This is a genomic window from Nocardia gamkensis NBRC 108242, from assembly GCF_001612985.1.
Lineage (GTDB): Bacteria > Actinomycetota > Actinomycetes > Mycobacteriales > Mycobacteriaceae > Nocardia > Nocardia gamkensis.
Genome location: NZ_BDBM01000017.1, coordinates 123,773 through 145,431, shown reverse-complemented (window position 1 = coordinate 145,431; position 21,659 = coordinate 123,773). Strand labels below are relative to the sequence as shown.

Here is a 21,659-nt window from a genome sequence, read left to right as displayed (position 1 = left end):
ACCGTCCCTCCGGACGGGATCGGCGATCTTTTCGTGCCCCGTCCCGGCCGCCGCGACGGCGGCTGATCCGGCTGTCGCGCTCAGCGCGCGTCGGCGGCGAGGCCGAGGCCGAGCGCGACCAGGACCGCGCCGAGCGCGCGTTCGACCCGCTGCCGGATCCCGGTGCGGCGCAGCCACGCGCCCGCGCGGTCGGCGGCCAGGACCACGCCGACGCACCACGCGGTGTCGAGCACCAACTGGATCAGCGCCAGGATCACCACGGTGGGCAGCACCGGACCGTCGGACGGAAGGAATTGCGGAAGGATCGTCAATCCGAAGACGGCCGCCTTGGGATTGGCCGCGATCGACACCAGCGAGGCGCGGAAGGCGGCGGCGGGTGTGCGACCCGCGGGGAGCATCTTCGTCATCGAACTGCCGAACTCGTCGCCGCCGCGCGCACCCCGCCAGGCCTGCACGCCGAGCCAGATCAGCACCAGCGCGCCGACGACGTGCAAGGCTGTGTTCACGGCGCGGTTCGCGACGAGCAGGACCGACAGCCCCGCCCCGCCCGCCAGCGTCCAGCCGAGCACGCCGATCTCATTGCCTGCCACAGCCGCCAGACCTGCGGCGCGCCCGTCACGTACCGCGCGCTGGAGGAACAACGCCGTCGCCGGGCCCGGCAGCGCGGCGATCAGCAAGCAGGCCAGCAGGAATTGCGGAAGAACGTCGACCCAGTGCGGCATCAGCCGATGCTGTCACCTCGGCGTGGCTCGGGCCACGAATTTTCCACAACCCCGCGCACAGTCCGGCAGCTGCGAGGTGCCCGGGTGGCCGCGGCCGGAGAGTGCCGCGCTGGTGGCCACCCGGGCGCTCACCTGACTGCGGGAAGTCACGCTTACGGCATGACCATGCAGGCGAAGCCGAGGTTCATCCCGTTGCCCACCGTCATCACCGGTGAGGTCCAAGCGGGACCGGTGCCCTGCACCGCGGAGATCGTGTGTTGCCCGGTCGCGTCGGGCATCCAGACGGTGGTCGCCTGGTTGCCGACCACGGGTGCGGGATTCGGGGAGAACGTGCCCGCGGCGTTGTCGGTGAACTGGACGGGTTCGGACGACGGAATGTTGTCCACCGTGGCCGTCACCCGGTACTGGCAGTTGGTCCCGTAGTTCCCGAAACCGAAAGTCATTCCTTGGGCCGGGCTCGCCGTCGCCGTCGTGACCGCCGCCCCGGCGGTGGGCGCGACGAGAACGAATGCCGCCGCGAGAGCTCCGAACCCCGTGAGCGCTGCTCCGGTGCGCGACCAGCGCCGATCGCGGGCGCGATTTGGGTGTGCTGTCATCCACATCTCGATCACTCCCGTACTGATTTCGGTTGGTGCGGCCGGTTGGTCCGCACAGCTTGTGGGTTTGCCCGGCGTTCTCGGGTTCACAAGCGAGTGCGGGTCTCGATCGGGTAGCGGGAGCGGGCGCGCCGGTGCGCGTCGTGTGGCCGTTCTGTGACGGTAGAGCGCGTTACGCACCAGCGGTCGGGCCGATCTCGTCGCGGCCCGACCGGGAAACGTGCTGGTCGAAAGGTTTTCCGGGGCGCGGTCACGCGGGGCGGCCGCGCCGGGCGCCGTGTAGTTTCTACCGAATGAAGGCATTGCGTCGTTTCACCGTCCGTGCCCATCTGCCCGAGCGCCTGGCGGCCCTTGGTGAGCTCGCCACGAATCTGCGCTGGTCGTGGCATCCGCCGACGCAGGACCTGTTCGCCGCGCTCGACCCGCGGCGGTGGCAGGAGATGGGACACGATCCGGTCCGGATGCTGGGCGAGGTACCCGCGGCGCGGCTGGACGAGCTGGCCGCCGATGCCGGCTATGTCGCGCGTGTCGACGCCGCAGCGGCGGAGCTGCGCGATTATCTGGCGGCGCCTGGCTGGTTCCAGCGCCGGGCGGGGGAGGAGGGGGTGCGGGGCATCGCCTACTTCTCGATGGAGTTCGGCGTCACCGAGGTGCTGCCGAACTACTCGGGCGGCCTCGGCATCCTGGCGGGCGACCATTTGAAGGGCGCCTCCGATCTCGGCCTGCCGCTGATCGGGGTGGGATTGCTGTACCGCTCGGGCTACTTCCGGCAGTCGCTGACGACCGACGGCTGGCAGGCCGAGCACTATCCGGCGCTGGACCCGCAGGGCCTGCCGTTGCGGGCGCTCACCTCCGACGGCTCGCCGGTGCTCATCCACGTGGCGATGCCCGACCGCAGGGTGCTGCGTGCGCGGGTGTGGATCGCCCAGGTGGGCCGGGTTCCGCTGTTGCTGCTGGACTCCGACATCGCCGAGAACGACCCGGAGTTGCGCGCGGTCACCGACCGGCTCTACGGCGGAGATCAGGAGCATCGCATCCGCCAGGAGATCCTCGCGGGCATCGGCGGTGTTCGTGCGGTGCGCGCCTACACCGCGTCCGCGGGGCTGCCCGATCCCGACGTGTTCCACATGAACGAAGGCCACGCGGGTTTCCTCGGTGTGGAGCGCATCCGCGAATTCGTCGCGGCGGGGCAGGATTTCGATTCCGCACTCGCCGCCGTACGGGCGGGCACGGTGTTCACCACGCATACACCGGTCCCGGCGGGCATCGATCGGTTCCCTATGCCGATGGTGCGGCGCTACTTCGGCGGTGCGCACGGAGAGTCCGAATCCGCCCTGCTGCCCGGTCTTTCGGTGGACCGCATCGTGGCGCTCGGCCGGGAGGCCGACCCCTCCGTCTTCAATATGGCGCACATGGGCCTGCGACTGGCGCAGCGCGCCAACGGTGTCTCGAAGCTGCACGGCGCGGTGAGCCGGTCGATGTTCGCCTCGCTGTGGCCGGGTTTCGACCCGGCGGAGGTGCCGATCGGTTCGGTCACCAACGGCGTGCACGCCACCACGTGGGCCGCGCGCGAATGGGTGGACAAGGCGCGCGAGCACATCGGCGCGGAACTGCTCGAGGAGGGGCGCGGCTGGGAACGGCTGCGCGACGTCGATCTCACCGAGCTGTGGTCCACCCGTAACACTCTGCGCGGCATCCTCGTCGACGAGGTGCGCCGCAGGGTGCGCGCGTCCTGGTTGGAGCGCGGCGCCGCGGAGGCCGAACTCGGCTGGGTGAACGGTGTCTTCGATCCGAATGTGCTGACCGTCGGATTCGCCCGCCGGGTGCCGACCTACAAGCGCCTCACTCTCATGCTGCGCGACCCGCAGCGGCTGCGTGCCTTGCTGCTGGACCCGCGGCGGCCGATGCAGCTGGTCGTCGCGGGCAAGAGCCACCCGGCCGATGACGGCGGCAAGGCGCTCATCCAGCAGGTGGTCCGCTTCGCCGACGATCCCGAGGTGCGGCACCGGATCGTCTTCCTGCCGGACTACGACATGTCGATGGCTCGCTACCTGTACTGGGGTTGCGACGTCTGGCTGAACAACCCGCTGCGCCCGCTGGAGGCGTGCGGCACCTCCGGCATGAAATCCTCGCTGAACGGCGGGCTCAATCTGTCCATCCGGGACGGCTGGTGGGACGAGATGTTCGACGGCGAGAACGGATGGTCCATTCCGACCGCGGAGGGCGTCCGGGACGAGCACCGCCGCGACGACCTGGAGGCCGCCGCGCTCTACGACCTGTTCGAGCGGGCGGTGGCGCCGCGCTTCTACGAGCGTGACGCGTCCGGGATGCCGGTGCGCTGGGTCGAGATGGTTCGCCACACTTTGCAGACCTTGGGACCGAAGGTCCTTGCTTCCCGGATGGTGCGCGACTACGCCGTGGAGTACTACGCTCCCGCCGCGGCGGCTCATCAGCGGGCGACGGCCGACGACTTCGCCGTCGCGCGGGCCGTCGCCGAGTACCGGCACCGGGTCGAGTCGGCCTGGCCGTCGGTCAAGGTGATCCAGGTCGACAGCGCGGGGCTGCCGGACACGCCGGTCATCGGGGCGCGGCTGTCGCTGACCGCGCGGGTCGAGCTCGGCGGATTGAGCGTGCCCGACGTGGTGGTGCAGGCGGTGCTCGGCCGGGTGTCGGCGACCGACGACCTCTCCGACACCACGACGGTCCCGATGACGCACACGGGGTCCGACGCCGGCGCCGAGCTGTTCACCGTCGACACTCCGCTGCCGCTGTCCGGCGCGGTCGGCTACACCGTGCGCGTGCTGCCGCACAACGAGCTGCTGGCCTCCGACGCCGAACTCGGGTTGGTCTCCGCGCCGAGCGCCTAGTCCCGGTGGCGCCGGTCACGATGGCGCCACCGCGGGTTGCCCCAGGTAGTGAACCGTCGGTTACCGTGCCCTTGGCACGCCCCGATTCGTTCCTCGACTGGAGTCACCCATGGTCACCGACGTTCTGCACCGGACTCGAGGACGCCTCGACGGGTACTTCGGCGTTCGCTCGAACGGCTCGACCGTCAAGCGCGAACTCATGGCGGGCACGGTCACGTTCCTGGCCATGTCCTATGTCCTCGCGGTGAATCCAGCGGTGCTCGGCGACCAGGGCGCTCTGGGCGACAAGGGCATCCCGATGCAGGCGGTGTTCACCGCCACCGCCGTCGCGGCGGTGTTCGGCACGCTGGTCATGGGACTGTGGGCCCGGTATCCGATCGCGCTCGCACCGGGTATGGGACTCAACGCGTTCTTCGCGTACACGGTGGTGCTCGAGATGGGGATTCCGTGGCAGGTGGCGCTGTCGGGCACGTTCCTGTCCGGCGTCATCTTCTTCGTCCTCGCCGTGACCAAGGTGCGCGAACGCATCCTCAACGCGATCCCGATGCAGCTGAAGCTCGCCGTCGGCGCCGGTATCGGGTTGTTCGTGGCCTTCCTCGGCCTGAAGAACGCCGGGATCGTGGTGAACAGCGAGGCGACACTGGTCACGCTGGGCGACTTCACCAAAGGCACCACGCTACTCGCGCTGTTCGGACTGCTGGTGACCGTGGTGTTCCTGGTGCGCGGCTGGCACGGCGCGGTGCTCTACGGCATCGTGCTGACCACGATCGTCGGCATCGTGAGCGGCTTGGTCGATCTGCCAAAGGGCGTGTTCGCCGCGCCGCAGGGGCTCGAGCACACCTTCGGTCAGGCGATCGTCCATCTGCCCGACGCGTTCACCGGCCAGATGGCCGTGGTGGTACTGACCATGCTGTTCGTCGACTTCTTCGACGCCTCGGGCACCCTGATCGGCGTCGCGAACCAGGCGGGCCTGCTGGACGAGAAGGGCAAGCTGCCGCGTGCCGCGAGCGCGCTGGCGGCGGACTCGGTGGGCACCATGGCGGGCGCGGTCATCGGCACCTCGACCACGACCGCCTATGTGGAATCGACCGCGGGCGTCTCAGCGGGCGGCCGCACCGGGTTGACCGCCGTCACCACCGCGGGCTGGTTCCTCGTCGCGATGTTCTGCTATCCGATCTTCGCGGTGGTCGCGGGCTCGGGTGAGGTGACCGCGCCCGCGCTCATCGTGGTCGGCATCCTGATGGCCCGGGCGCTGGGCCAGATCGACTGGAACCGTCTCGAGTACTCGGTGCCCGCGTTCGTCACCGTCGTGATGATGCCGCTGACGTACTCCATCGCGAACGGCCTTGCCATGGGCATGCTGCTGTATCCGGTGGTCATGGCGGCCAAGGGCCGGATCAAGGACGTGCACCCGGCGATGTGGGCGTTGATGCTGGTGTTCCTCGGCTACTTCTTCTTCCTCGCGGAGTAACCCCTCCGCTCGCTTGCGCTGAACCGTCCTTCCCACCCGAACGTGGAATACACCGAAACGTCGGGCCGTTGGTTCCTTCGTGCGAGAATCGGACCGTAGTCCGTTTATTCGCCGAGCTAACGATCGTGCTCCGAACGACAGCACAGGGATGAGGACCAGCATGACCATGAGATCCGTACTCGACAGAACCGGCACCGGCACCGAGCTGGACGGCGTCGCGACCGACATCGGCCTGCTGATCGTGCGGGTCGTCTTCGGCGGCTTGCTCGCGGCACACGGCGCGCAGAAACTCTTCGGCTGGTGGGGCGGCCCGGGCCTGCAGGCCAATGCCGACGGCTTCGAGCAGATGGGCTACAACCCGGGCAAGGTGTTCGGCACCTTGGCGGGCCTGAGCGAACTCGGTGGTGGCCTGCTCCTGCTGCTCGGTCTGCTGACGCCGCTGGCCGGTGCGATCGTGGTGGGCACGATGATCAACGCGATCAACGCCACCTGGGCCGGTGGTCTGCTGGGCGGTTACGAAATGGGCCTGCTGTTCGCGGTGGTCGGTGCTGCGCTGCCCTTCACCGGCCCCGGCAAGTTCTCGTTGGACGCCGGGCGTCCGTGGGGACGCCACGGATTCGTGTGGGGAGTCGGCGCGCTGATTCTCGCGATCGTGACGGGCGCGCTCACGCTGATCCTGAAGTGGGCTCTCTGAATCTCCGGCACAGCCGGATCAGCGGCGCGGTGACCTCGGTCGCCGCGCCGCGGTCGTTTGTTCGTGTCACACCGCGGACTGCCGGATCGTCGTTGTGTTGTCGCAGCACTTGTCGACCGAGCGAGGAGAAACGATGGCCGTGGAAATCAGCAACCCAGGTGAACTGCACGATCCCACCGGATTCGGCTACAGCCATGTGGCGGTGGCGCGCGGAGAGCTGGTGTTCATCGCCGGGCAGTACGACTCGGACGCCGAAGGGCACACCACGAGCACCGATTTCGCGGTTCAGGTGGACAACGCGTTCGCCAACCTCGGAATCGCCTTGCGCTCCGCGGGAGTGGACTATGCCGACGTCGCGCAGTTGCGGACGCACATCGTCGGCCACGACCTGGAAAAGCTGGCGGTGCTGGGCAAGAAGATCGCCGCGATCTGGGGTGATCGCCCGCCCGCGCAGACGCTGACCGGAGTGGCGGCACTCGCGTTGCCGGGCATGCTGTTCGAGGTCGACGCGGTGGCCGTGCGCTGAAACGCCGCTGCCGGACCGGGATCCGGTGATGTCCCCGCGCCGTGTGCGGAGCCTGGCGCGGGGACCGGCCGAAATCACACCGTCGCCGCCGCGGCCAGTCGGCGCAAGGCCTTGACCACGACCTCCGGGTCGGCCGTCTCCCAGTACGGCGGCAGCGACGCGCGCAGGTAGCCGCCATAGCGGGCGGTGGCGAGGCGGGAATCGAGGATGGCGACCACGCCGCGATCGTCGACGCTGCGCAGCAGGCGTCCGGTGCCCTGCGCGAGCAGCAGAGCCGCGTGGCTGGCGGCTACCGTCATGAACCCGTTTCCGCCCCGCATCTCCACGGCACGCTGCCGGGCCGCCAGCAGCGGATCGTCCGGCCGGGGGAAGGGGATGCGGTCGAGGATCACCAGGCTCAGCGACGGACCGGGCACGTCTACGCCCTGCCACAGCGACAGCGTGCCGAACAGCGAAGTCTCCGGGTCGTCGGCGAATTTGCGGACCAACGCGCCCGTCGAGTCGTCGCCCTGGCACAACACCGGGGTTTGCAACCGTGGGCGCAGCGCGTCGGTGGCCGCGCGGGCGGCGCGCATCGAGGAGAACAAGCCGAGGGTGCGCCCGCCCGCCGCGGTGATGAGCCGCTCGATCTCGTCCAGGTAGGCCGGTGCGAGCCCGTCGCGGCCCGGCGCGGGCAGGTGCTTGGCGACGTAGAGGATGCCGGACTTGGCGTGGTCGAACGGTGAGCCGACATCGAGCGAGCTCCAGCGCACGGTCTCGGCGTCCGAGGGCGGCTGGGCCCCGTTCGCGGTGGCCGGATCGGTGCGATTGCCCGACTGCGCGGGCAGGCCCCAGGTCACCGCCAGGCCGTCGAAGGAACCGCCGATCTGCAACGTGGCGGAGGTCAGCACGACGGTCGCGGTGCCGAAGAGCCTGTTGCGCAGCAGCCCGCCCACCGACAGCGGCGCCATCCGCAGCGAGCGGCGCACCACGCCGCGGATCTCGTCGGCGGCCAGCCAGATGACGTCCCGGCGCGCGGCGGGATCGGGCTCGTCGAACGCCGTCAGCGCGCGGACCGCGCTGTCGTGCACCTCGTCCAGCGCGGCCACTGCCATGGTGCGGGCCGCGGAGGTCTCCGGATCGCCCTGCGCGGTGGTGCTACCCGGCGGCGCGAGCGCGGTGCGCGCGTTCCAGGCGGCATCGCGGATCAGGGCCAGCACCGGGGCGACGCCGTCGGGCAGGGTGTCCCACCGCGCGGCGGGCAGCTCGTCCAGCACGGTGTGCCAGGCCTCCGCGGCGCCCTCCAGGCGGTCCACCTCCTGCTCATCGATGAGCTTGGCGCAGCGCCGGGCCGCCGCGCTGATCGCGGCGGAGGCCAGTTCGGCGGTGGCCACGCCGGTGACCCGGTCGACCAGCTCGTGCGCCTCGTCGATGACCACCACGTCGTGCTCGGGCAGCACCTGAATGCCGCTGATCGCGTCGATGGCCAGCAGCGCGTGGTTGGTCACCACCACATCGGCCTGCGCAGACTCGGTCCTGGCTCGCTCGGCGAAGCAATCCTGGCCGAAGGAGCAGCGCGACTTGCCGAGGCATTCCCGCGACGACACGCTGACCTGCCGCCAGGCGCGATCGCTCACCCCGGGGGCGAGTTCGTCGCGGTCACCGGTCTCCGTGTCGGAGGTCCACTCGTTGAGCCGTTGCACTTCGCGGCCGAGGCGGGAGATCGCGAACGCGTCGAACAGCTCCGCCTCGGCGGGCTCGTCGGGAATCGCGCTGTTGATCTTGTTCAAGCACAGATAGTTGTTGCGCCCCTTGAGGATCGCGAACTTCGGCGTGCGCCCCAGCGGCGCGCTCAGCGCGTCGGCCAGCCGGGGGAGATCGCGGTCGACCAGCTGCCGCTGCAGCGCGATCGTCGCGGTGGAGACCACCACGGTGCGGCCGGTGCGCACGGCGTGGCGCAGGCTCGGCACCAGATACGCCAGCGACTTGCCGGTGCCCGTCCCGGCCTGCACCGCGAGGTGTTCCTTGGTGTCGATCGCGTGGTCGACCGCGGCGGCCATCGTCGTCTGCCCGGCGCGCTCCTTGCCGCCGAGCGCCTGCACTGCGGTGGCCAAAAGATCGGAAACGGGCGGGAGTTCGGGCACGCGAGCAGCCTACTCGTCGCCTCCGACAGGGCAGGACGGTCGCCGAGACCGGGCGGTCTACCGGTTGACGCTCCCCTCCAGGTCGACGCCCGCGCCGCGCATGCGGTCCAGCGCGGCGGCGACCGTCTCCGGGGCGACACCCGCGGTGAGATCGAGCAGGACGCGGGTGTCGAAACCCTCGATGCGCGCGTCCAGCGCGGTGGCGCGCACGCAATGGTCGGTCGCGATGCCGACCACGTCGACCGCGTCGACGCCGCGCTCGCGCAGCCAGTCGGCCAGCCCGGTGCCGTCCTCGGTCGTGCCCTCGAACCCGGAGTAGGCCGCCGAGTACTCGCCCTTGGAGAAGATCGCCTGGACGTCCCCGGTGGCCAGCGCCGGGTGGAAATCGGCGCCCGGCGTGCCGACCAGGCAGTGCGGCGGCCAGGTGTCGACGTAGTCGGGCGCGTCGGAGAAGTGCGCGCCGGGATCGACGTGATAGTCCCGGGTCGCGACGATCGCGCCGTACTTCGCCGCCGTGAGGTACTCGCTGATCCGGGCCGCCACGGCGGCTCCGCCGGTGACCGCGAGTGAACCGCCCTCGCAGAAATCGTTCTGGACGTCGACGATGATCAGTGCCCGGGTCATGGTGACCTCCCGCGGTGTGCTGAATGACTGTTTCAGATTCTGCCGCTCGGTCGCACGCTCGTTCGCCCGACTCGCGGGAATTCTTGCTCTCTTCTGGTCTCCCGCGCGAGCGCAGGCCTCAGGCGAAGGTGGTCACCACGGCGGGCTCACCCGCGGAGAGCTTGAGGCCCTCCCACGGCAGGCTGATCAGGCCCCGCGCGACCAGATCCCGGCTCTCGGCGAGGGTGGGCAGGCTCTCGAGCTGCTCACCGCCGCGCACCAGCGGGACGAGCGGCTGCCTGGCTTCGAAGCCGTTCGCGGGCGGCACCGGTCCGGCCGCCGGGTAGACGATCTCCTCGACGATCGTTCCGGTGTCGCGGGCCAGGCGGATCACGTTCTTGGTGCCACCGCGGGATTGCTTGTGGCTGCTGCGTTTGGCGACCGGCACCCCTTCGACCTCGACCAGCTTGTAGACCATGCCCGCGGTCGGCGCGCCGGAGCCGGTGACCAGCGCGGTGCCGACGCCGTAGACGTCGACCGGCTCGGCGCGCAGCGCGGCGATGGCGTACTCGTCGAGGTCGCCGGAGACCACGATGCGGGTCTTGGTGGCCCCGAGTGCGTCGAGTTGGTCGCGCACCTGCCTGGCCAGGACGCCGAGATCGCCGGAGTCGATCCGCACGCCGCCCAGTTCGGTGCCCGCGACCTCGATGGCGGTCGCGACGCCCCGTGTGATGTCGAAGGTGTCCACCAGCAGCGTCGTCCCGACCCCGAGCGTCTGCACCTGGCTGCGGAACGCTTCGGCCTCGTGCGCCCCGTCGGGGCCGCTGTGCAGCAGGACGAACGCGTGCGCGCTGGTGCCTGCGCCCGGAATCCCGTAGCGACGCACCGCCTCCAGGTTGGAGGTGGCGTCGAAACCGGCCAGATACGCGGCGCGTGCGCAGTCCGGGGCGGCCAGCTCGTGGGCGCGCCGCGAACCCATTTCGATCATCCTGCGGCCGCCGGCGGCGCTGACCATCCGCGCGCCCGCGGCCGCGATCGCGCTGTCGTGATTGAGAATCGCCAGGATCAGCGTCTCCAGGACGACGCATTCTGCGAAGCTGCCGCGCACCGACAGGATCGGGGAGCCGGGGAAGTACAGCTCGCCCTCGGCGTAGCCGTCGATGTCGCCGGTGAACCGGTAGTCGCGCAGCCAGTCGAGCGTGCGCCGGTCGGAGAACGAGGCGGCGACGGCCAGCTCCGCCTCGCCGAAGCGGAACTGCCGCAGCGCGTCGAGCACCCGGCCGGTACCCCCGACGACGCCGTAGCGACGACCGTTCGGCAAACGTCTAGCAAACACATCGAACGTGCACTGCCGATGCGCTGAACCATCGGCGAGCGCCGCGGCGAGCATGGTCAGTTCGTACTGGTCGGTCAGCAGCGCCGTACTGGCGACGCCGTCACGCAGGTCCACGCTGTCACTGTAGACAGAACGGTCGGCTCACGGTGTCCGGCATCGGCTCGGTGAACCGGTGGAAACGCGAATCGGGGCTGCGTGGGTGTTGTTTATCCGGGGTCGAGTCGTACCCTTGACCGTATGGCCTTGTGCAACACAGTCCGGGGTGACGTCGTTGTGGACGCCGCGAACGCGACATTGTCGGCGGCACAGGCGACACCCGAAGCGGTCGAATACACCGAGATCCTGGAGGCGGAGGACCGCCCCTGGGTGACCGTCGTCTGGGACGACCCGGTCAATCTCATGCACTATGTGACCTACATCTTCCAGAAGCTGTTCGGCTACAGCAAAGCGAAGGCGACCGAACTGATGCTGAAGGTCCACAACGAGGGCAAGGCGGTGGTCTCGTCCGGTTCGCGGGACAAGATGGAGCACGATGTCCAGCGGCTGCACGCCGCGGGGCTCTGGGCCACCATGCAACGGGACGACTGAGCTGGACGACTACCCTGACGCCGTGCGCAAGTGGAGCAGGAAGAACTCGCTGAGCGGTCTCAAACTGCGATCCGAGATGGACGCACGTGAGGCCGATGTGCTTCGGTCGCTGGTCGGTGCGGTCTCCGGGCTGCTCAACGAGCGCGCCGAGTCCGCGCCCGACGACGACTTGGCCGCCCTCACCGGACTGCGATCCGGCAACACCATCCCGCCGGAGGATCCGCGGCTGCGCAGACTCCTCCCCGACTTCCATCGCAGCGAGCCCGGCTCGCCGGACGCCGAACGCGCTGATCTCAACAGCGCCCTGCGCGGATTGCACGAGCCCGACATCATCGACGCCAAGCTGGCGGCTGGGTCGGTCGTGCTGGACACCGTGCCGAGCGCGGGCGGCAAGATCGTCCTCACCCCCGAGCAGGCCGACGCGTGGTTGACCGCGCTCACCGACGTCCGGCTGGCGCTCGGCACGGTGCTGGACATCGACGCCGACACGCCCGACCATCTCGACCCCGATGATCCGCGCGCTCCGCACCTGGATGTGTACCACTGGCTGACCTGGATGCAGGACTCGCTGCTGCAAGCGCTGGCTCCCTGACCGGCTGTGCTGCGAAGATCGGCGCGAGGCGACCGGAAGTCCCGCGCCGTGAGGAGTAGAGATGGGCAACGCCGCACCGGGAGAACGTAATTCGATCACCGACGTGCCCGGAGTGCTGGTCGGGCACCACCACGTCCTCGACCGGGACGCGACGCTCGGCTCCGGCGCGGCGACGGGTTGCACGGTCGTGCGGGTGCCGGGCGGCGCGGTGGCGGCGGTCGACGTGCGCGGCGGCGGCCCTGGTACCCGCGAGACCGATCTGCTCGATCCGATGAACACCGTTCGCCAGATCGACGCGATCCTGCTCACCGGCGGCAGCGCTTTCGGCCTCGCCGCGGCCGACGGGGTGATGCGCTGGCTGGAGGAGAACGGCGCGGGCATCGTGATGGACCCGAGCGACCCGAGCCGGGTGGTGCCGATCGTCCCCGGCGCGGTGATCTTCGATCTTCCGGTCGGCGCGTGGGACATTCGCCCGACCGCGGAATTCGGCTATCGGGCCGCGGCGGCGGCGGACATCGACTTCGCCCGTGGTTCGGTCGGCGCGGGCGTCGGGGCGCGCGCGGGATCGATCAAAGGCGGGGTGGGCACCGCGAGCGTCGCGCTGGGCGAAGGCGCCGCCGCGGGGATCACGGTCGCCGCTCTGGTCGTGGCGAATCCCGTCGGCTCGGTGTTCGACCCGCGCACCGGGTTGCCGTGGGGGTGCGGCACCGACGGGCCCGATTTCTTCGACCTGCGGCCACCGAGCGCGGAGCGATTGGCGGCGGCGAACGCGCTGCCGGTGAAGGGAACCGTGCTCAACACCACGATCGGCGTCGTGGCCACGGACGCCCCGCTCGATCCCGCGGGATGCAAGCGGGTCGCAACAACCGCGCACGATGGGCTGGCCAGGGCGATCCGTCCGGCGCACTCGCCGCTGGACGGCGACACCCTCTTCGCGATCGCCACCGGGACCGCGGAGGAGGGCACGGATCTGCCGCTGCCGCCCGCTTTCCCCGCCGATCTGCTCGTGCTGGACGAGATCTGCACGGCCGCCGCGGTCTGCGTCGAACGCGCCGTCGTCGACGCGATCCGCTCGGCGCGTTCGGTGGCGGGCATCCCGGCCTACCGCGACCTGTTAGGAGTCTGAACAGGCGATGCCTCGAACCGGGGACCGGGCGACGTCGCCGGGGGAATACCCGAATATCCTGGCTCGTTGTCGACTGCGATGGGTCGGCGTTGTGGAAAGGTGTGCGACTCGTGCTGGTGATCAGGGCCGACCTCGTGGAGGCGATGGTGGCGCACGCGCGCGCCGATCACCCGGACGAGGCCTGCGGTGTGATCGCGGGGCCGGAGGGTTCGGATCGTCCCGAGCGCTTCATCGCCATGGTCAACGCCGAGCGTTCGCCCACGTTCTACCGCTTCGACTCCGGCGAGCAGCTGAAGGTGTGGCGCGCGATGGACGACGCCGACGAGACGCCGGTGGTCATCTACCACTCGCACACCGCCACCGAGGCCTATCCGAGCCGGACCGACGTGTCCTACGCCTCCGAGCCGTTCGCGCACTACGTGCTGATCTCCACCCGCGACCCCGAGCGGCACGAGCTGCGCAGCTACCGGATCGTCGACGGCGAGGTCACCGAGGAACCGGTGCGGATCGTCGACGCGTACGAGAACTAGACCGATGCCTGTTCGCGAAACCGAGGAGTACCCATGCCGGTAACCGTGTCCATTCCGACCATCATGCGCGGCCTCACCGGAGGTGAGAAGCGTGTGGAGGCCGAGGGCGCCACGCTGTCGGCGCTCATCGACGATCTCGAGGCCAACCACCCCGGCCTCGCCGAGCGCCTGCTCAAGGACGGCAAGCTCAACCGCTACGTCAACATCTACGTCGACGACGAGGACGTGCGCTTCGCCGGTGGCCTCGCGGCCGAGGTGCCGCAGGACGCCAGCGTCACGATCCTGCCCGCCGTGGCCGGAGGCTGACCCGTCCCGTGGCGCGTTACGAATCGCTGATCGCGACCCTCGGCAACACCCCGCTGGTCGGCCTGCGCACACTGTCTCCCCGATGGGACGGCGACAACCACGTGCGGCTGTGGGCCAAGCTCGAGGATCGCAACCCCACCGGCTCGATCAAGGATCGGCCCGCCCTGCGGATGATCGAGCAGGCCGAGGCCGACGGCCTGCTGCGGCCCGGGTGCACGATTCTGGAGCCCACCAGCGGCAACACCGGCATTTCGCTGGCCATGGCCGCGAAGCTCAAGGGTTACCAGCTGATCTGTGTGATGCCGGAGAACACGTCGGTGGAGCGGCGCCAGCTGCTTACCATGTTCGGGGCGCGGATCATCGATTCCCCCGCGGCGGGCGGCTCCAACCAGGCCGTGGCGCTGGCCAAGCAGATCGCGGCGGAGAACCCGGACTGGGTGATGCTCTACCAGTACGGCAACCCGGCCAACGCGTCGGCGCACTACGAGACGACCGGCCCGGAGATCCTGGCCGATCTGCCCGAGATCACCCACTTCGTCGCGGGTCTCGGCACCACGGGCACGCTGATGGGGACCGGCCGCTTCCTGCGCGAAAAGGTGCCCGGCATCGAGATCGTGGCCGCCGAGCCGCGTTACGGCGAACTGGTCTACGGCCTGCGCAACATCGATGAGGGATTCATTCCGGAGTTGTACGACGAGAGCGTGCTGACCAGCCGTTTCTCGGTCGGCCCATACGACGCGGTGAAACGCACCCGCGAACTTGTGCTCGAAGAAGGCATCTTCGCCGGGATCTCCACCGGCGCCATCCTGCACGCCGCGCTCGGCGTCGCCCGTAAAGCGGCGAAGGCGGGAGCCCGCGCCGACATCGCGTTCGTGGTCGCCGACGGCGGGTGGAAGTACCTGTCGACCGGGGCGTACGACGGCACGCTCGAAGAGGCGGAAGAGCGGCTCGACGGCCAGCTCTGGGCCTGATTCCCCCGGTACCCTCGATGTGGCGGGGCCACGTCCCCGCCACGGCGAGGAGGTGGCCATGGCCGGCGCGGGACTCGGGGCGTCGTTCGACCCGGATCGGATCGCGGCGATCCGCGCGCGACCGGGTGAGCCCGTCGGTGCGCCGGGGCCGGCCGCGCCGCCGACCGGCGGCATCGGCGCGATCAAACAGCTGTGGCTGCGGGCCGGGGTGCTGATCGCCGGATTCGTAGGGGTCCTCTACGGAATCGAGGGCGTCGATACCGCCCTCGGTGGGCGGCTCGACTCCGCGGGTATCGAGCCGCGCCGTGCCGACGGGCTGACCGGCGTCCTGTTCGCCCCGTTGCTGCACCATGGCTGGCCGCACCTGATCGGCAACACGCTTCCGGTGCTGGTGCTCGGCTTCCTCGTGTTGCTGGCGGGCCTCGGGCGCGGGCTGGCCGCGACCGCGATCATCTGGCTGGTGGCGGGCTTGGGCGTCTGGCTCACCGGAGCCACCGGCAGTGTGCATCTCGGCGCGTCCTCGCTGGTATTCGGCTGGTTGACCTTCCTCATCTCCCGCGGCTGGTTCGCCCGCAACATAGGGCAGATCGTGCTCGGTCTCGTTGTGCTCGTCCTCTACGGATCGCTGCTGTGGGGTGTGCTGCCCGGACAGCCCGGAATCTCTTGGCAGGGGCATCTATTCGGCGCGTTGAGTGGATTGCTGGCCGGCTGGGTACTCTCTGGAGATGCACGACGAAGCCGCCGCGGAGCCCGAGCCGGAATCGGCGCTGCGCCGCGGTGAGCGCGCGGCCCGCCGGAGAATGTGGGGGATCCTTTCTTGAGTGAGAAATCCGCGTGGCAGCATGGGGGAATGCGCCTTACCGTCCTCGGGTGCTCGGGCAGTGTGTCCGGCCCGGACTCTCCTGCGTCGGGTTACCTGCTGACCGGCCCGGACATGCCGCCGACGGTCATCGATTTCGGCCCGGGAGTGCTCGGCGCGTTGCAGCGTCACGCCGATCCCGGTGAGGTCGACATCTTCCTGACCCATCTGCACGCCGACCACTGCCTGGACCTGCCCGGTTTGTTGGTGTGGCGTCGTTACCATCCCACTCCGCCGGAGGGGAAGGCGATCGTGCGCGGCCCGTCGGACACCTCGGTGCGCATCGGCAACGCCTCCGCCGAGGTCGGCGGAGAATGCGACGACTGGTCCGACGTGATCGACATGCGCCCCTGGGTGGAAGGCGAGCCGATCACGTTCGGCCCTGGTCACACCGTGACCGCGCGCCGGATGTTCCACCCTCCGGAGTCCTACGGCCTGCGGATCGTCACCGCGAGCGGACGCACCTTCGTCTACACCGGCGACACCGCACTGTGCCCCCAGGTCCACGAACTCGCGCAGGGCGCCGACGTCCTGATGGCGGAGGCCTCCTGGACCCACGACCCGGCGAATCGTCCCCCCGGCATTCACCTTTCGGGCACCGAGGCAGGCCAGATCGCCGCCGAGGCAGGCGTGAAGGAACTCCTGCTCACCCACATCCCCCCGTGGACCTCCCGCGAGGATGTGATCGCCGAGGCGAAAGCCCAGTTCACCGGCCCCGTACACGCGGTCGCCCCGGGCGAAACCTTCGATATCTGACCGAACCCGAGTCAGGGCGCGGGCAGACCAGTAGATCTCCTCGACGCGCATAACTGCCGCTGAAGGCTGTAGCTCGGCAATGCGGCCGATACGCCCGCGTCGGTATGTGCCCGTAGCAGTCCCGAGAGCATCCACGAACACAACAAGCAGCACCCCCGCTCCGATTGGGTGGCTCAGAGGGTTGGTTCTCGGCCCGCGTTGTTCCGCCGCGCCCAGCGCACTCAACCCCGTCTTTCGAGCGAAGCGCGACCGAGCATGCGCCGGTTCGCGGCCCGGCGAGCCACAAGGCCCCGAACACCCAGTGCGAAGCCCTGGAAATTCGACACAGCCCGGCCCGCGTTTGCGCGGCCGCCACATCCATGACTGATCACCGGACGACCGCCGACCACTGCGGGCCGCGTGCACGATATCCAGAGCTCGCGCCCCCACGCGCCCAGCGCACCTCCACTCCCGGTTTCGAGCGAAGCGAGACAGAGCATGTTCCGTTCGCGGCCCGGCTCGCGTTTGCGCGACCGTCGCGTACGCGACGAAGGAGCAAGCGGCGGTCGCGCAAACGCGAGCCACAAAGGGGCCGCGAACACGCCGCGACGAAGTCGCGGCAAATCCAACACAGTAGGCTGTGGCCGTGTCGAGACGAGCCGATGGCAGGGCGGACGATGAGCTCCGCGAGGTCCGGATCACCCGTGGTTTCACCACGCACCCAGCTGGTTCGGTGCTGGTGGAGTTCGGGCAGACGCGGGTGATGTGCACCGCGAGCGTCACCGAGGGGGTGCCGCCGTGGCGACGCGACTCCGGATCGGGCTGGCTCACCGCCGAATACGCGATGCTGCCCGCCGCGACGCACACCCGCAGTGGGCGGGAATCGGTGAAGGGCCGCATCGGCGGACGCACCCAGGAGATCAGCCGCTTGATCGGCCGGTCGCTGCGCGCCTGCATCGACCTTGCCGCGATCGGCGAGAACACCATCGCGATCGACTGCGATGTGCTCCAGGCCGACGGCGGTACCAGGACGGCCGCCATCACCGGCGCCTATGTGGCGCTGTCGGATGCCGTGACCTATCTCGGCGCGGCGGGCGCGCTGGCCGACCCGCAGCCGATCTCGTGCGCGATCGCGGCGGTGAGCGTCGGCGTGGTCGACGGCCGGGTGCGTCTGGATCTGCCGTACGAGGAGGATTCGCGCGCCGAGGTGGACATGAACGTCGTGGCCACCGACACCGGAACTCTGGTGGAGATCCAAGGCACCGGCGAGGGCGCCACTTTCCCACGCTCGACGCTGGACAAGCTGCTGGACGCCGCGCTGGCGGGCTGCGAGCAGTTGTTCGTCGTGCAGAAGGAGGCGCTGGCGCTGCCGTATCCCGGCGTGCTGCCGGAGCCCGCCGAGGCGAAGAAGAAGTGATGACCCGCCGTCTGCTGGTGGCCAGCCGCAACGCCAAGAAACTGAACGAACTGCGCCGCATCCTCGACGAGGCGGGTATCGCCGGGATCGAGATCCTCGGATTGGACGACGTTCCCCCGTACGACGAGGCGCCCGAGACCGGCGCGACATTCGAGGAGAACGCGCTGGCCAAGGCCCGCGACGGCGCCGCTGCCACCGGGTTGGCCTGTGTCGCCGACGATTCCGGCATCGAGGTGGACGCGTTGAACGGGATGCCCGGTGTGCTGTCGGCGCGCTGGTCCGGCAGGCACGGTGACGACGCGGCCAACAACACGCTGTTGCTGGCGCAACTGTCGGACGTGCCGGACGAGCGTCGCGGCGGCCGGTTCGTGTCGACCTGCGCGCTGGTGGTGCCCGGCGGCGCGGAGACCGTGGTGCGCGGCGAATGGCCCGGCTCGATCGGGCGCAAGCCGGTCGGCGACGGCGGTTTCGGCTATGACCCGCTGTTCATCCCGGCGGGCGGCGATGTCACGGCCGCTCAGTTGACGCCCGCCCAGAAGGACGCGGTGTCGCATCGCGGGCGGGCGCTTGCTCGGTTGACGCCCGCCCTGGCGGCGCTCGCCGAAGGCTGACGCGAGCGGCGATCGGTCGGTTCAGACGCCGAAGTCCTGCTTGACCTGCTTGGCGTTGACGTGCTCGACGAAGAACGACAGCAGCGGGATGGTGCCTGCGAGCAGGGTGCCGACGGTGCGCAGGGCCGGCCAGCGGACCTTGACCGCGAGGTCGGCGGTGACCAGCAGGTAGACGAAGTACACCCAACCGTGCACGACGGCGATCCAACTGGGGGTGTGCACGTCGAAGCCGTATTTGGCGATCATCTCGCCGGTGAGCAGCAGCAGCCAGAGACCGGTGATCCAGGCCAGCGCCCGGTAGCGCAGCAGCGCCGGGCGGATCTTGGCGGCGTTGCCTGCCGGGGCCGGGACGGCGGTGGTCTCGGTGGAATTCTCGCTGGTGGTCAACCGGCGCTCCTCTCGCTGGTATGCAGGCCTGCCGCGCGGACCTGGTCATCGATGTCGTGGGCGTGCAGCGCGGCCAGGTACCGGTTGTACTCGGCGAGCACGGGATCCTCGTCCTGGACGGCCTTCGGGCGCTCGGGTAGCAGACCGGCCGGCAGCTCCGTGGGCGCGACCGGTTTCGTGGCGCGCCCGGCTGCGGTGGAAGCGCGCGGCCCCGCCGCGGTGGACTCGTTCTCCTGGGCGCCGGCCTCGCGCTCGAGCCGGACGAACCGGAAGTACGCGAAGACGGCGAACCCCGCGAACAGGGGCCATTGCAGCGCGTATCCGAGGTTCTGGGCGGTGCCGCTCGCGGATTCGTACCGCTCCCACTGCCACCAGGCCAGCGCCAGGCAGCCCAGCGCGGCGACGATCACCAGCGCGATGAGGGCCGGGCGGTTGTGTGCCGAGCGGCGGGGGGAGGCGGACACGGCTTCCACGGTACCCGTTCTACTACGCGGGCCGTAGAGCCAGGTACGCCGTTCTGCGCAGGCTGGGACTGTACTCCGGTCCAACGCTGGGGCGGCTGTCGGCCGGGTGCGGGGCCGGCTCGACCCGAGCCGGTCGGCTCTTGGGCAGGCAAGGACCGCTCGCCACGGATGAGCCGTTGCGAGCGAGCGGTCCGCCGGTGCCCCCCTGGCGATGAGCCGCCATCCTCGCGGGGCACCGATCCTCGGACTGTGCCCGGCTCAGAACGGGTAGATGACGCCGGTCTTGCGTTCGGACTCGGCCCACAGCCGCTGCCACAGCTCCCGGTTCTGCGACAAACGGGTGGACGAGGAGGGCCGCACCGGTCCCTGGCTTCCGAAGAGCCGGGTCGGCCCCCAGTAGATCTCGGGATCGGCGTCGGGCATGGTCGCGGCGAACAGAGTCGAGTGCGCGGCCTTGGCGGGCGAGTGGCCGATCAGACGAATGAACGGCTTCGAGACGTAATCGAGCGGCGTCTCGGTGTGGGCGAAGAGGTCGGTGGCCGAGACACCGGGGTGCACACCGTAGGAGCGCTTGTCCGAGCCGGATTCCCGCAGCCTGCGCTGCAATTCGCGGGCGAACATCAGATTGCACAGCTTGGATTGCGCATAGGCGAGATTGCGCTGGTAGCGACGGTTCTCGTAGTCGAGGTCGTCGATCCACAGCTTCGGGGTCTGCTTGTGCGCGATGCTGGAGAGGGTGACCACCCGGTCCTTGATCCGGTCCAGCAGCAGGCCGGTGAGCGCGAAGTGTCCGAGGTGGTTGACGCCCCACTGGGTTTCGAACCCGTCCTTGGTCCGCGAGAACGGGATGTTCATCAGGCCCGCGTTGTTGACCAGGACATCGAACTCACCACCGGCGTCGGCGAACTTGCGCACCGAGGCCAGATCGGCGAGGTCGAGTTCGGCCACGCGGACGTCGCCGTCGATGCCGCCGGCGACCTCTTTCGCCTTGACCGCGTTGCGGCAGGCCATGATCACGGTCGCGCCCTTGGCCGCCAAGACCTTCGTGGCGACGGCGCCGAGACCGCCGTTCGCGCCGGTGATGACAAAGGTGCGCCCCGTCTGGTCCGGGATCTCAGTTGGTTTCCACGCCATGCGTCAACCTTACTTTGGAGTAAGTTCCGGGGGAAGGGTTTCGAATCGATCGTCTCAGACGCGGATGCTCGTGTCGCGGAACATGCCCGCGACACGAGCTCTCACCAGATTTTTTCAGCGGCCACTGCCGATGGGTTGCTGGAAGGCGGCCGCGAGGATGGCGCCCACCGGCGCACCCGCGAACCGGTCCTTCAGCCACAGCAACGCGCGCGGTGTGATGGCGCGGATCACAAGAACGGATACCTCCGGCTCCGGTGGTAAGGCATGGTTCGCGGTCGCCGCGATTTCGCTACGGTGAGAGATGTGACGGCGACAGTGGGCAGGCAATACGGCGGGCGTGCCGTCGTGGAGCGGAAAGCCGAGCGGCGTCGGCGGTTCCTCGACGCGGCCACCCGGATCTTCGCCGAGCGCGGCTACGCCGATTGTTCGCTGGCCGACGTGTGCGCCGCCGCGGGGTTGTCCAAGCGACAGTTCTACGAGGAGTTCCAGGCCAGAGAGGACGTGCTGGTCGCCGCCTATGACCGGATCCAGGACGAGGCCGCCGCCGCCGTGCTGGGGCGGCTGGGTGATCTCGACCCCCGCTTCGACCTGCCCGCCGCGATGACCGCCGTCGTGACGGCCTACCTGGCCTCGATCGGCTCCGATCCCTACCGCGCGAAGGTCGCGTTCATCGAAGTGGTCGGGGTGAGCGACCGGATGGAGCGGCACCGTCGCGAACGACGACACGAGTGGGCGTCCATGCTGGAGTCGCACGTGGTGCCGGTGGTCGCTCCGGGTTCGCGGGTGCGTGGCGCGCCGGGGTGGGGTGCGAGCGCCTTGATCGGCGCGATCAACGGGCTGGCGCACGAGTGGGTGCTCGCCGACCCGCGTCCGACGGTGGCCGAGCTCGTGGATCTGCTGGTCCCGATCGCGATGTCGCTGATCGAGCGGGCGGACGAGACGGCGTCCGAGGACCTGCCCGGCTGATTCGCTGTCGTGTCGCTGGATATCCATCCAAGCGG

23 protein-coding genes are annotated in these 21,659 nt (G+C 69.7%); 15 read left to right on the top strand and 8 right to left on the bottom strand.

What is annotated here, in order from left to right; translation table 11 throughout:
• Positions 1-80: 80 nt before the first annotated feature.
• Together NG1_RS16450 and NG1_RS16445 are read right to left on the bottom strand one after the other, a co-directional pair.
• On the bottom strand, positions 81-722 hold the full coding sequence (locus NG1_RS16450; RefSeq protein WP_062971728.1) for a LysE family translocator: 642 nt from the start codon (positions 720-722) through the stop codon (positions 81-83).
• A 152-nt stretch (positions 723-874) separates the two neighbouring features.
• Positions 875-1,318 (bottom strand): hypothetical protein, encoded by a 444-nt coding sequence (locus tag NG1_RS16445; RefSeq protein WP_157114087.1) that lies wholly within the window; start codon positions 1,316-1,318, stop codon positions 875-877.
• A gap of 293 nt (positions 1,319-1,611) precedes the next feature.
• Here NG1_RS16445 and glgP point away from each other — a divergent pair, with 293 nt between their 5' ends.
• From glgP to NG1_RS16425, 4 genes are all read left to right on the top strand, one after another.
• The gene (gene glgP / locus NG1_RS16440) at positions 1,612-4,185 is read left to right on the top strand and encodes an alpha-glucan family phosphorylase (protein WP_062971724.1); all 2,574 of its coding nucleotides are present in this window, start codon (positions 1,612-1,614) and stop codon (positions 4,183-4,185) included.
• 109 nt (positions 4,186-4,294) lie between these two features.
• A complete protein-coding gene (locus tag NG1_RS16435) occupies positions 4,295-5,656 on the top strand; it encodes an NCS2 family permease (RefSeq protein ID WP_062971722.1) in 1,362 nt (453 codons plus the stop codon).
• 160 nt (positions 5,657-5,816) lie between these two features.
• On the top strand, positions 5,817-6,350 hold the full coding sequence (locus tag NG1_RS16430; RefSeq protein ID WP_084498966.1) for a DoxX family protein: 534 nt from the start codon (positions 5,817-5,819) through the stop codon (positions 6,348-6,350).
• A gap of 133 nt (positions 6,351-6,483) precedes the next feature.
• Entirely contained in the window at positions 6,484-6,876 is a 393-nt protein-coding gene (locus NG1_RS16425) for a RidA family protein (RefSeq protein ID WP_062971720.1), read from the top strand.
• A gap of 74 nt (positions 6,877-6,950) precedes the next feature.
• Here NG1_RS16425 and NG1_RS16420 read toward each other — a convergent pair whose 3' ends face one another.
• The 3 genes from NG1_RS16420 to NG1_RS16410 all read right to left on the bottom strand — a co-directional run bounded on the left by NG1_RS16420 (position 6,951) and on the right by NG1_RS16410 (position 11,052).
• On the bottom strand, positions 6,951-8,999 hold the full coding sequence (locus tag NG1_RS16420; protein WP_062971717.1) for an ATP-dependent DNA helicase: 2,049 nt from the start codon (positions 8,997-8,999) through the stop codon (positions 6,951-6,953).
• Positions 9,000-9,056: 57 nt separating this feature from the next.
• Complete coding sequence (locus tag NG1_RS16415) at positions 9,057-9,623, bottom strand: nicotinamidase (protein WP_062971715.1); 567 nt, start codon at positions 9,621-9,623, stop codon at positions 9,057-9,059.
• A 118-nt stretch (positions 9,624-9,741) separates the two neighbouring features.
• Positions 9,742-11,052, bottom strand: coding sequence for a nicotinate phosphoribosyltransferase (locus NG1_RS16410; RefSeq protein WP_062971713.1), 1,311 nt, complete (start codon positions 11,050-11,052; stop codon positions 9,742-9,744).
• A 123-nt stretch (positions 11,053-11,175) separates the two neighbouring features.
• Between NG1_RS16410 and clpS the strand changes: the two genes are divergently transcribed.
• The 10 genes from clpS (at position 11,176) to rdgB (ending at position 18,673) form a co-directional block, all read left to right on the top strand.
• Positions 11,176-11,526: an ATP-dependent Clp protease adapter ClpS gene (clpS, locus tag NG1_RS16405; RefSeq protein ID WP_039796380.1), complete on the top strand. Its 351-nt coding sequence runs from the start codon at positions 11,176-11,178 to the stop codon at positions 11,524-11,526.
• Positions 11,527-11,548: 22 nt separating this feature from the next.
• Positions 11,549-12,118 (top strand): oxidative stress transcriptional regulator AosR, encoded by a 570-nt coding sequence (gene aosR, locus NG1_RS16400; RefSeq protein ID WP_062971711.1) that lies wholly within the window; start codon positions 11,549-11,551, stop codon positions 12,116-12,118.
• Positions 12,119-12,179: 61 nt separating this feature from the next.
• Positions 12,180-13,244 carry a P1 family peptidase gene (locus tag NG1_RS16395; protein ID WP_062971709.1) on the top strand — a complete coding sequence of 355 codons (1,065 nt, stop codon included), beginning with the start codon at positions 12,180-12,182 and terminating at the stop codon, positions 13,242-13,244.
• A gap of 110 nt (positions 13,245-13,354) precedes the next feature.
• The gene (locus tag NG1_RS16390) at positions 13,355-13,774 is read left to right on the top strand and encodes a M67 family metallopeptidase (RefSeq protein ID WP_062971793.1); all 420 of its coding nucleotides are present in this window, start codon (positions 13,355-13,357) and stop codon (positions 13,772-13,774) included.
• 33 nt (positions 13,775-13,807) lie between these two features.
• Positions 13,808-14,080 carry a MoaD/ThiS family protein gene (locus NG1_RS16385; RefSeq protein ID WP_040865198.1) on the top strand — a complete coding sequence of 91 codons (273 nt, stop codon included), beginning with the start codon at positions 13,808-13,810 and terminating at the stop codon, positions 14,078-14,080.
• 8 nt (positions 14,081-14,088) lie between these two features.
• A complete protein-coding gene (locus tag NG1_RS16380) occupies positions 14,089-15,051 on the top strand; it encodes a cysteine synthase (protein ID WP_062971707.1) in 963 nt (320 codons plus the stop codon).
• 52 nt (positions 15,052-15,103) lie between these two features.
• A complete protein-coding gene (locus tag NG1_RS16375; protein WP_373686178.1) occupies positions 15,104-15,832 on the top strand; it encodes a rhomboid family intramembrane serine protease in 729 nt (242 codons plus the stop codon).
• Positions 15,833-15,901: 69 nt separating this feature from the next.
• Positions 15,902-16,666, top strand: coding sequence for a cyclic nucleotide-degrading phosphodiesterase (locus NG1_RS16370; protein ID WP_062971704.1), 765 nt, complete (start codon positions 15,902-15,904; stop codon positions 16,664-16,666).
• Between the two features lie 625 nt (positions 16,667-17,291).
• Entirely contained in the window at positions 17,292-18,062 is a 771-nt protein-coding gene (gene rph / locus NG1_RS16365) for a ribonuclease PH (protein ID WP_062971789.1), read from the top strand.
• Entirely contained in the window at positions 18,062-18,673 is a 612-nt protein-coding gene (gene rdgB / locus NG1_RS16360; protein ID WP_062971702.1) for an RdgB/HAM1 family non-canonical purine NTP pyrophosphatase, read from the top strand. The genes rph and rdgB overlap by 1 nt, the downstream gene beginning before the upstream one ends.
• Positions 18,674-18,694: 21 nt before the next feature.
• Here the strand turns inward: rdgB and NG1_RS16355 are convergent, their stop codons facing one another.
• The 3 genes from NG1_RS16355 to NG1_RS16345 all read right to left on the bottom strand — a co-directional run bounded on the left by NG1_RS16355 (position 18,695) and on the right by NG1_RS16345 (position 20,658).
• Positions 18,695-18,994 (bottom strand): DUF3817 domain-containing protein, encoded by a 300-nt coding sequence (locus NG1_RS16355; protein ID WP_245659928.1) that lies wholly within the window; start codon positions 18,992-18,994, stop codon positions 18,695-18,697.
• A gap of 62 nt (positions 18,995-19,056) precedes the next feature.
• Complete coding sequence (locus NG1_RS16350) at positions 19,057-19,524, bottom strand: hypothetical protein (protein WP_062971787.1); 468 nt, start codon at positions 19,522-19,524, stop codon at positions 19,057-19,059.
• Positions 19,525-19,782: 258 nt separating this feature from the next.
• Positions 19,783-20,658, bottom strand: coding sequence for an oxidoreductase (locus tag NG1_RS16345; protein ID WP_062971698.1), 876 nt, complete (start codon positions 20,656-20,658; stop codon positions 19,783-19,785).
• Between the two features lie 303 nt (positions 20,659-20,961).
• On the opposite strand from NG1_RS16345, the gene NG1_RS16340 reads away from it, so the two are divergent.
• Positions 20,962-21,624: a TetR/AcrR family transcriptional regulator gene (locus NG1_RS16340; protein ID WP_062971696.1), complete on the top strand. Its 663-nt coding sequence runs from the start codon at positions 20,962-20,964 to the stop codon at positions 21,622-21,624.
• The last annotated feature ends 35 nt before the right edge of the window (positions 21,625-21,659 follow it).

Coding starts and splice junctions, on each gene's coding strand:
- NG1_RS16450 (WP_062971728.1), bottom strand. CDS start 722: ATGCCGCACTGGGTCGACGTTCTTCCGCAATTCCTGCTGGCCTGCTTG.
- NG1_RS16445 (WP_157114087.1), bottom strand. CDS start 1,318: ATGACAGCACACCCAAATCGCGCCCGCGATCGGCGCTGGTCGCGCACC.
- glgP (WP_062971724.1), top strand. CDS start 1,612: ATGAAGGCATTGCGTCGTTTCACCGTCCGTGCCCATCTGCCCGAGCGC.
- NG1_RS16435 (WP_062971722.1), top strand. CDS start 4,295: ATGGTCACCGACGTTCTGCACCGGACTCGAGGACGCCTCGACGGGTAC.
- NG1_RS16430 (WP_084498966.1), top strand. CDS start 5,817: ATGACCATGAGATCCGTACTCGACAGAACCGGCACCGGCACCGAGCTG.
- NG1_RS16425 (WP_062971720.1), top strand. CDS start 6,484: ATGGCCGTGGAAATCAGCAACCCAGGTGAACTGCACGATCCCACCGGA.
- NG1_RS16415 (WP_062971715.1), bottom strand. CDS start 9,623: ATGACCCGGGCACTGATCATCGTCGACGTCCAGAACGATTTCTGCGAG.
- clpS (WP_039796380.1), top strand. CDS start 11,176: ATGGCCTTGTGCAACACAGTCCGGGGTGACGTCGTTGTGGACGCCGCG.
- NG1_RS16395 (WP_062971709.1), top strand. CDS start 12,180: ATGGGCAACGCCGCACCGGGAGAACGTAATTCGATCACCGACGTGCCC.
- NG1_RS16385 (WP_040865198.1), top strand. CDS start 13,808: ATGCCGGTAACCGTGTCCATTCCGACCATCATGCGCGGCCTCACCGGA.
- NG1_RS16370 (WP_062971704.1), top strand. CDS start 15,902: ATGCGCCTTACCGTCCTCGGGTGCTCGGGCAGTGTGTCCGGCCCGGAC.
- rdgB (WP_062971702.1), top strand. CDS start 18,062: ATGACCCGCCGTCTGCTGGTGGCCAGCCGCAACGCCAAGAAACTGAAC.
- NG1_RS16345 (WP_062971698.1), bottom strand. CDS start 20,658: ATGGCGTGGAAACCAACTGAGATCCCGGACCAGACGGGGCGCACCTTT.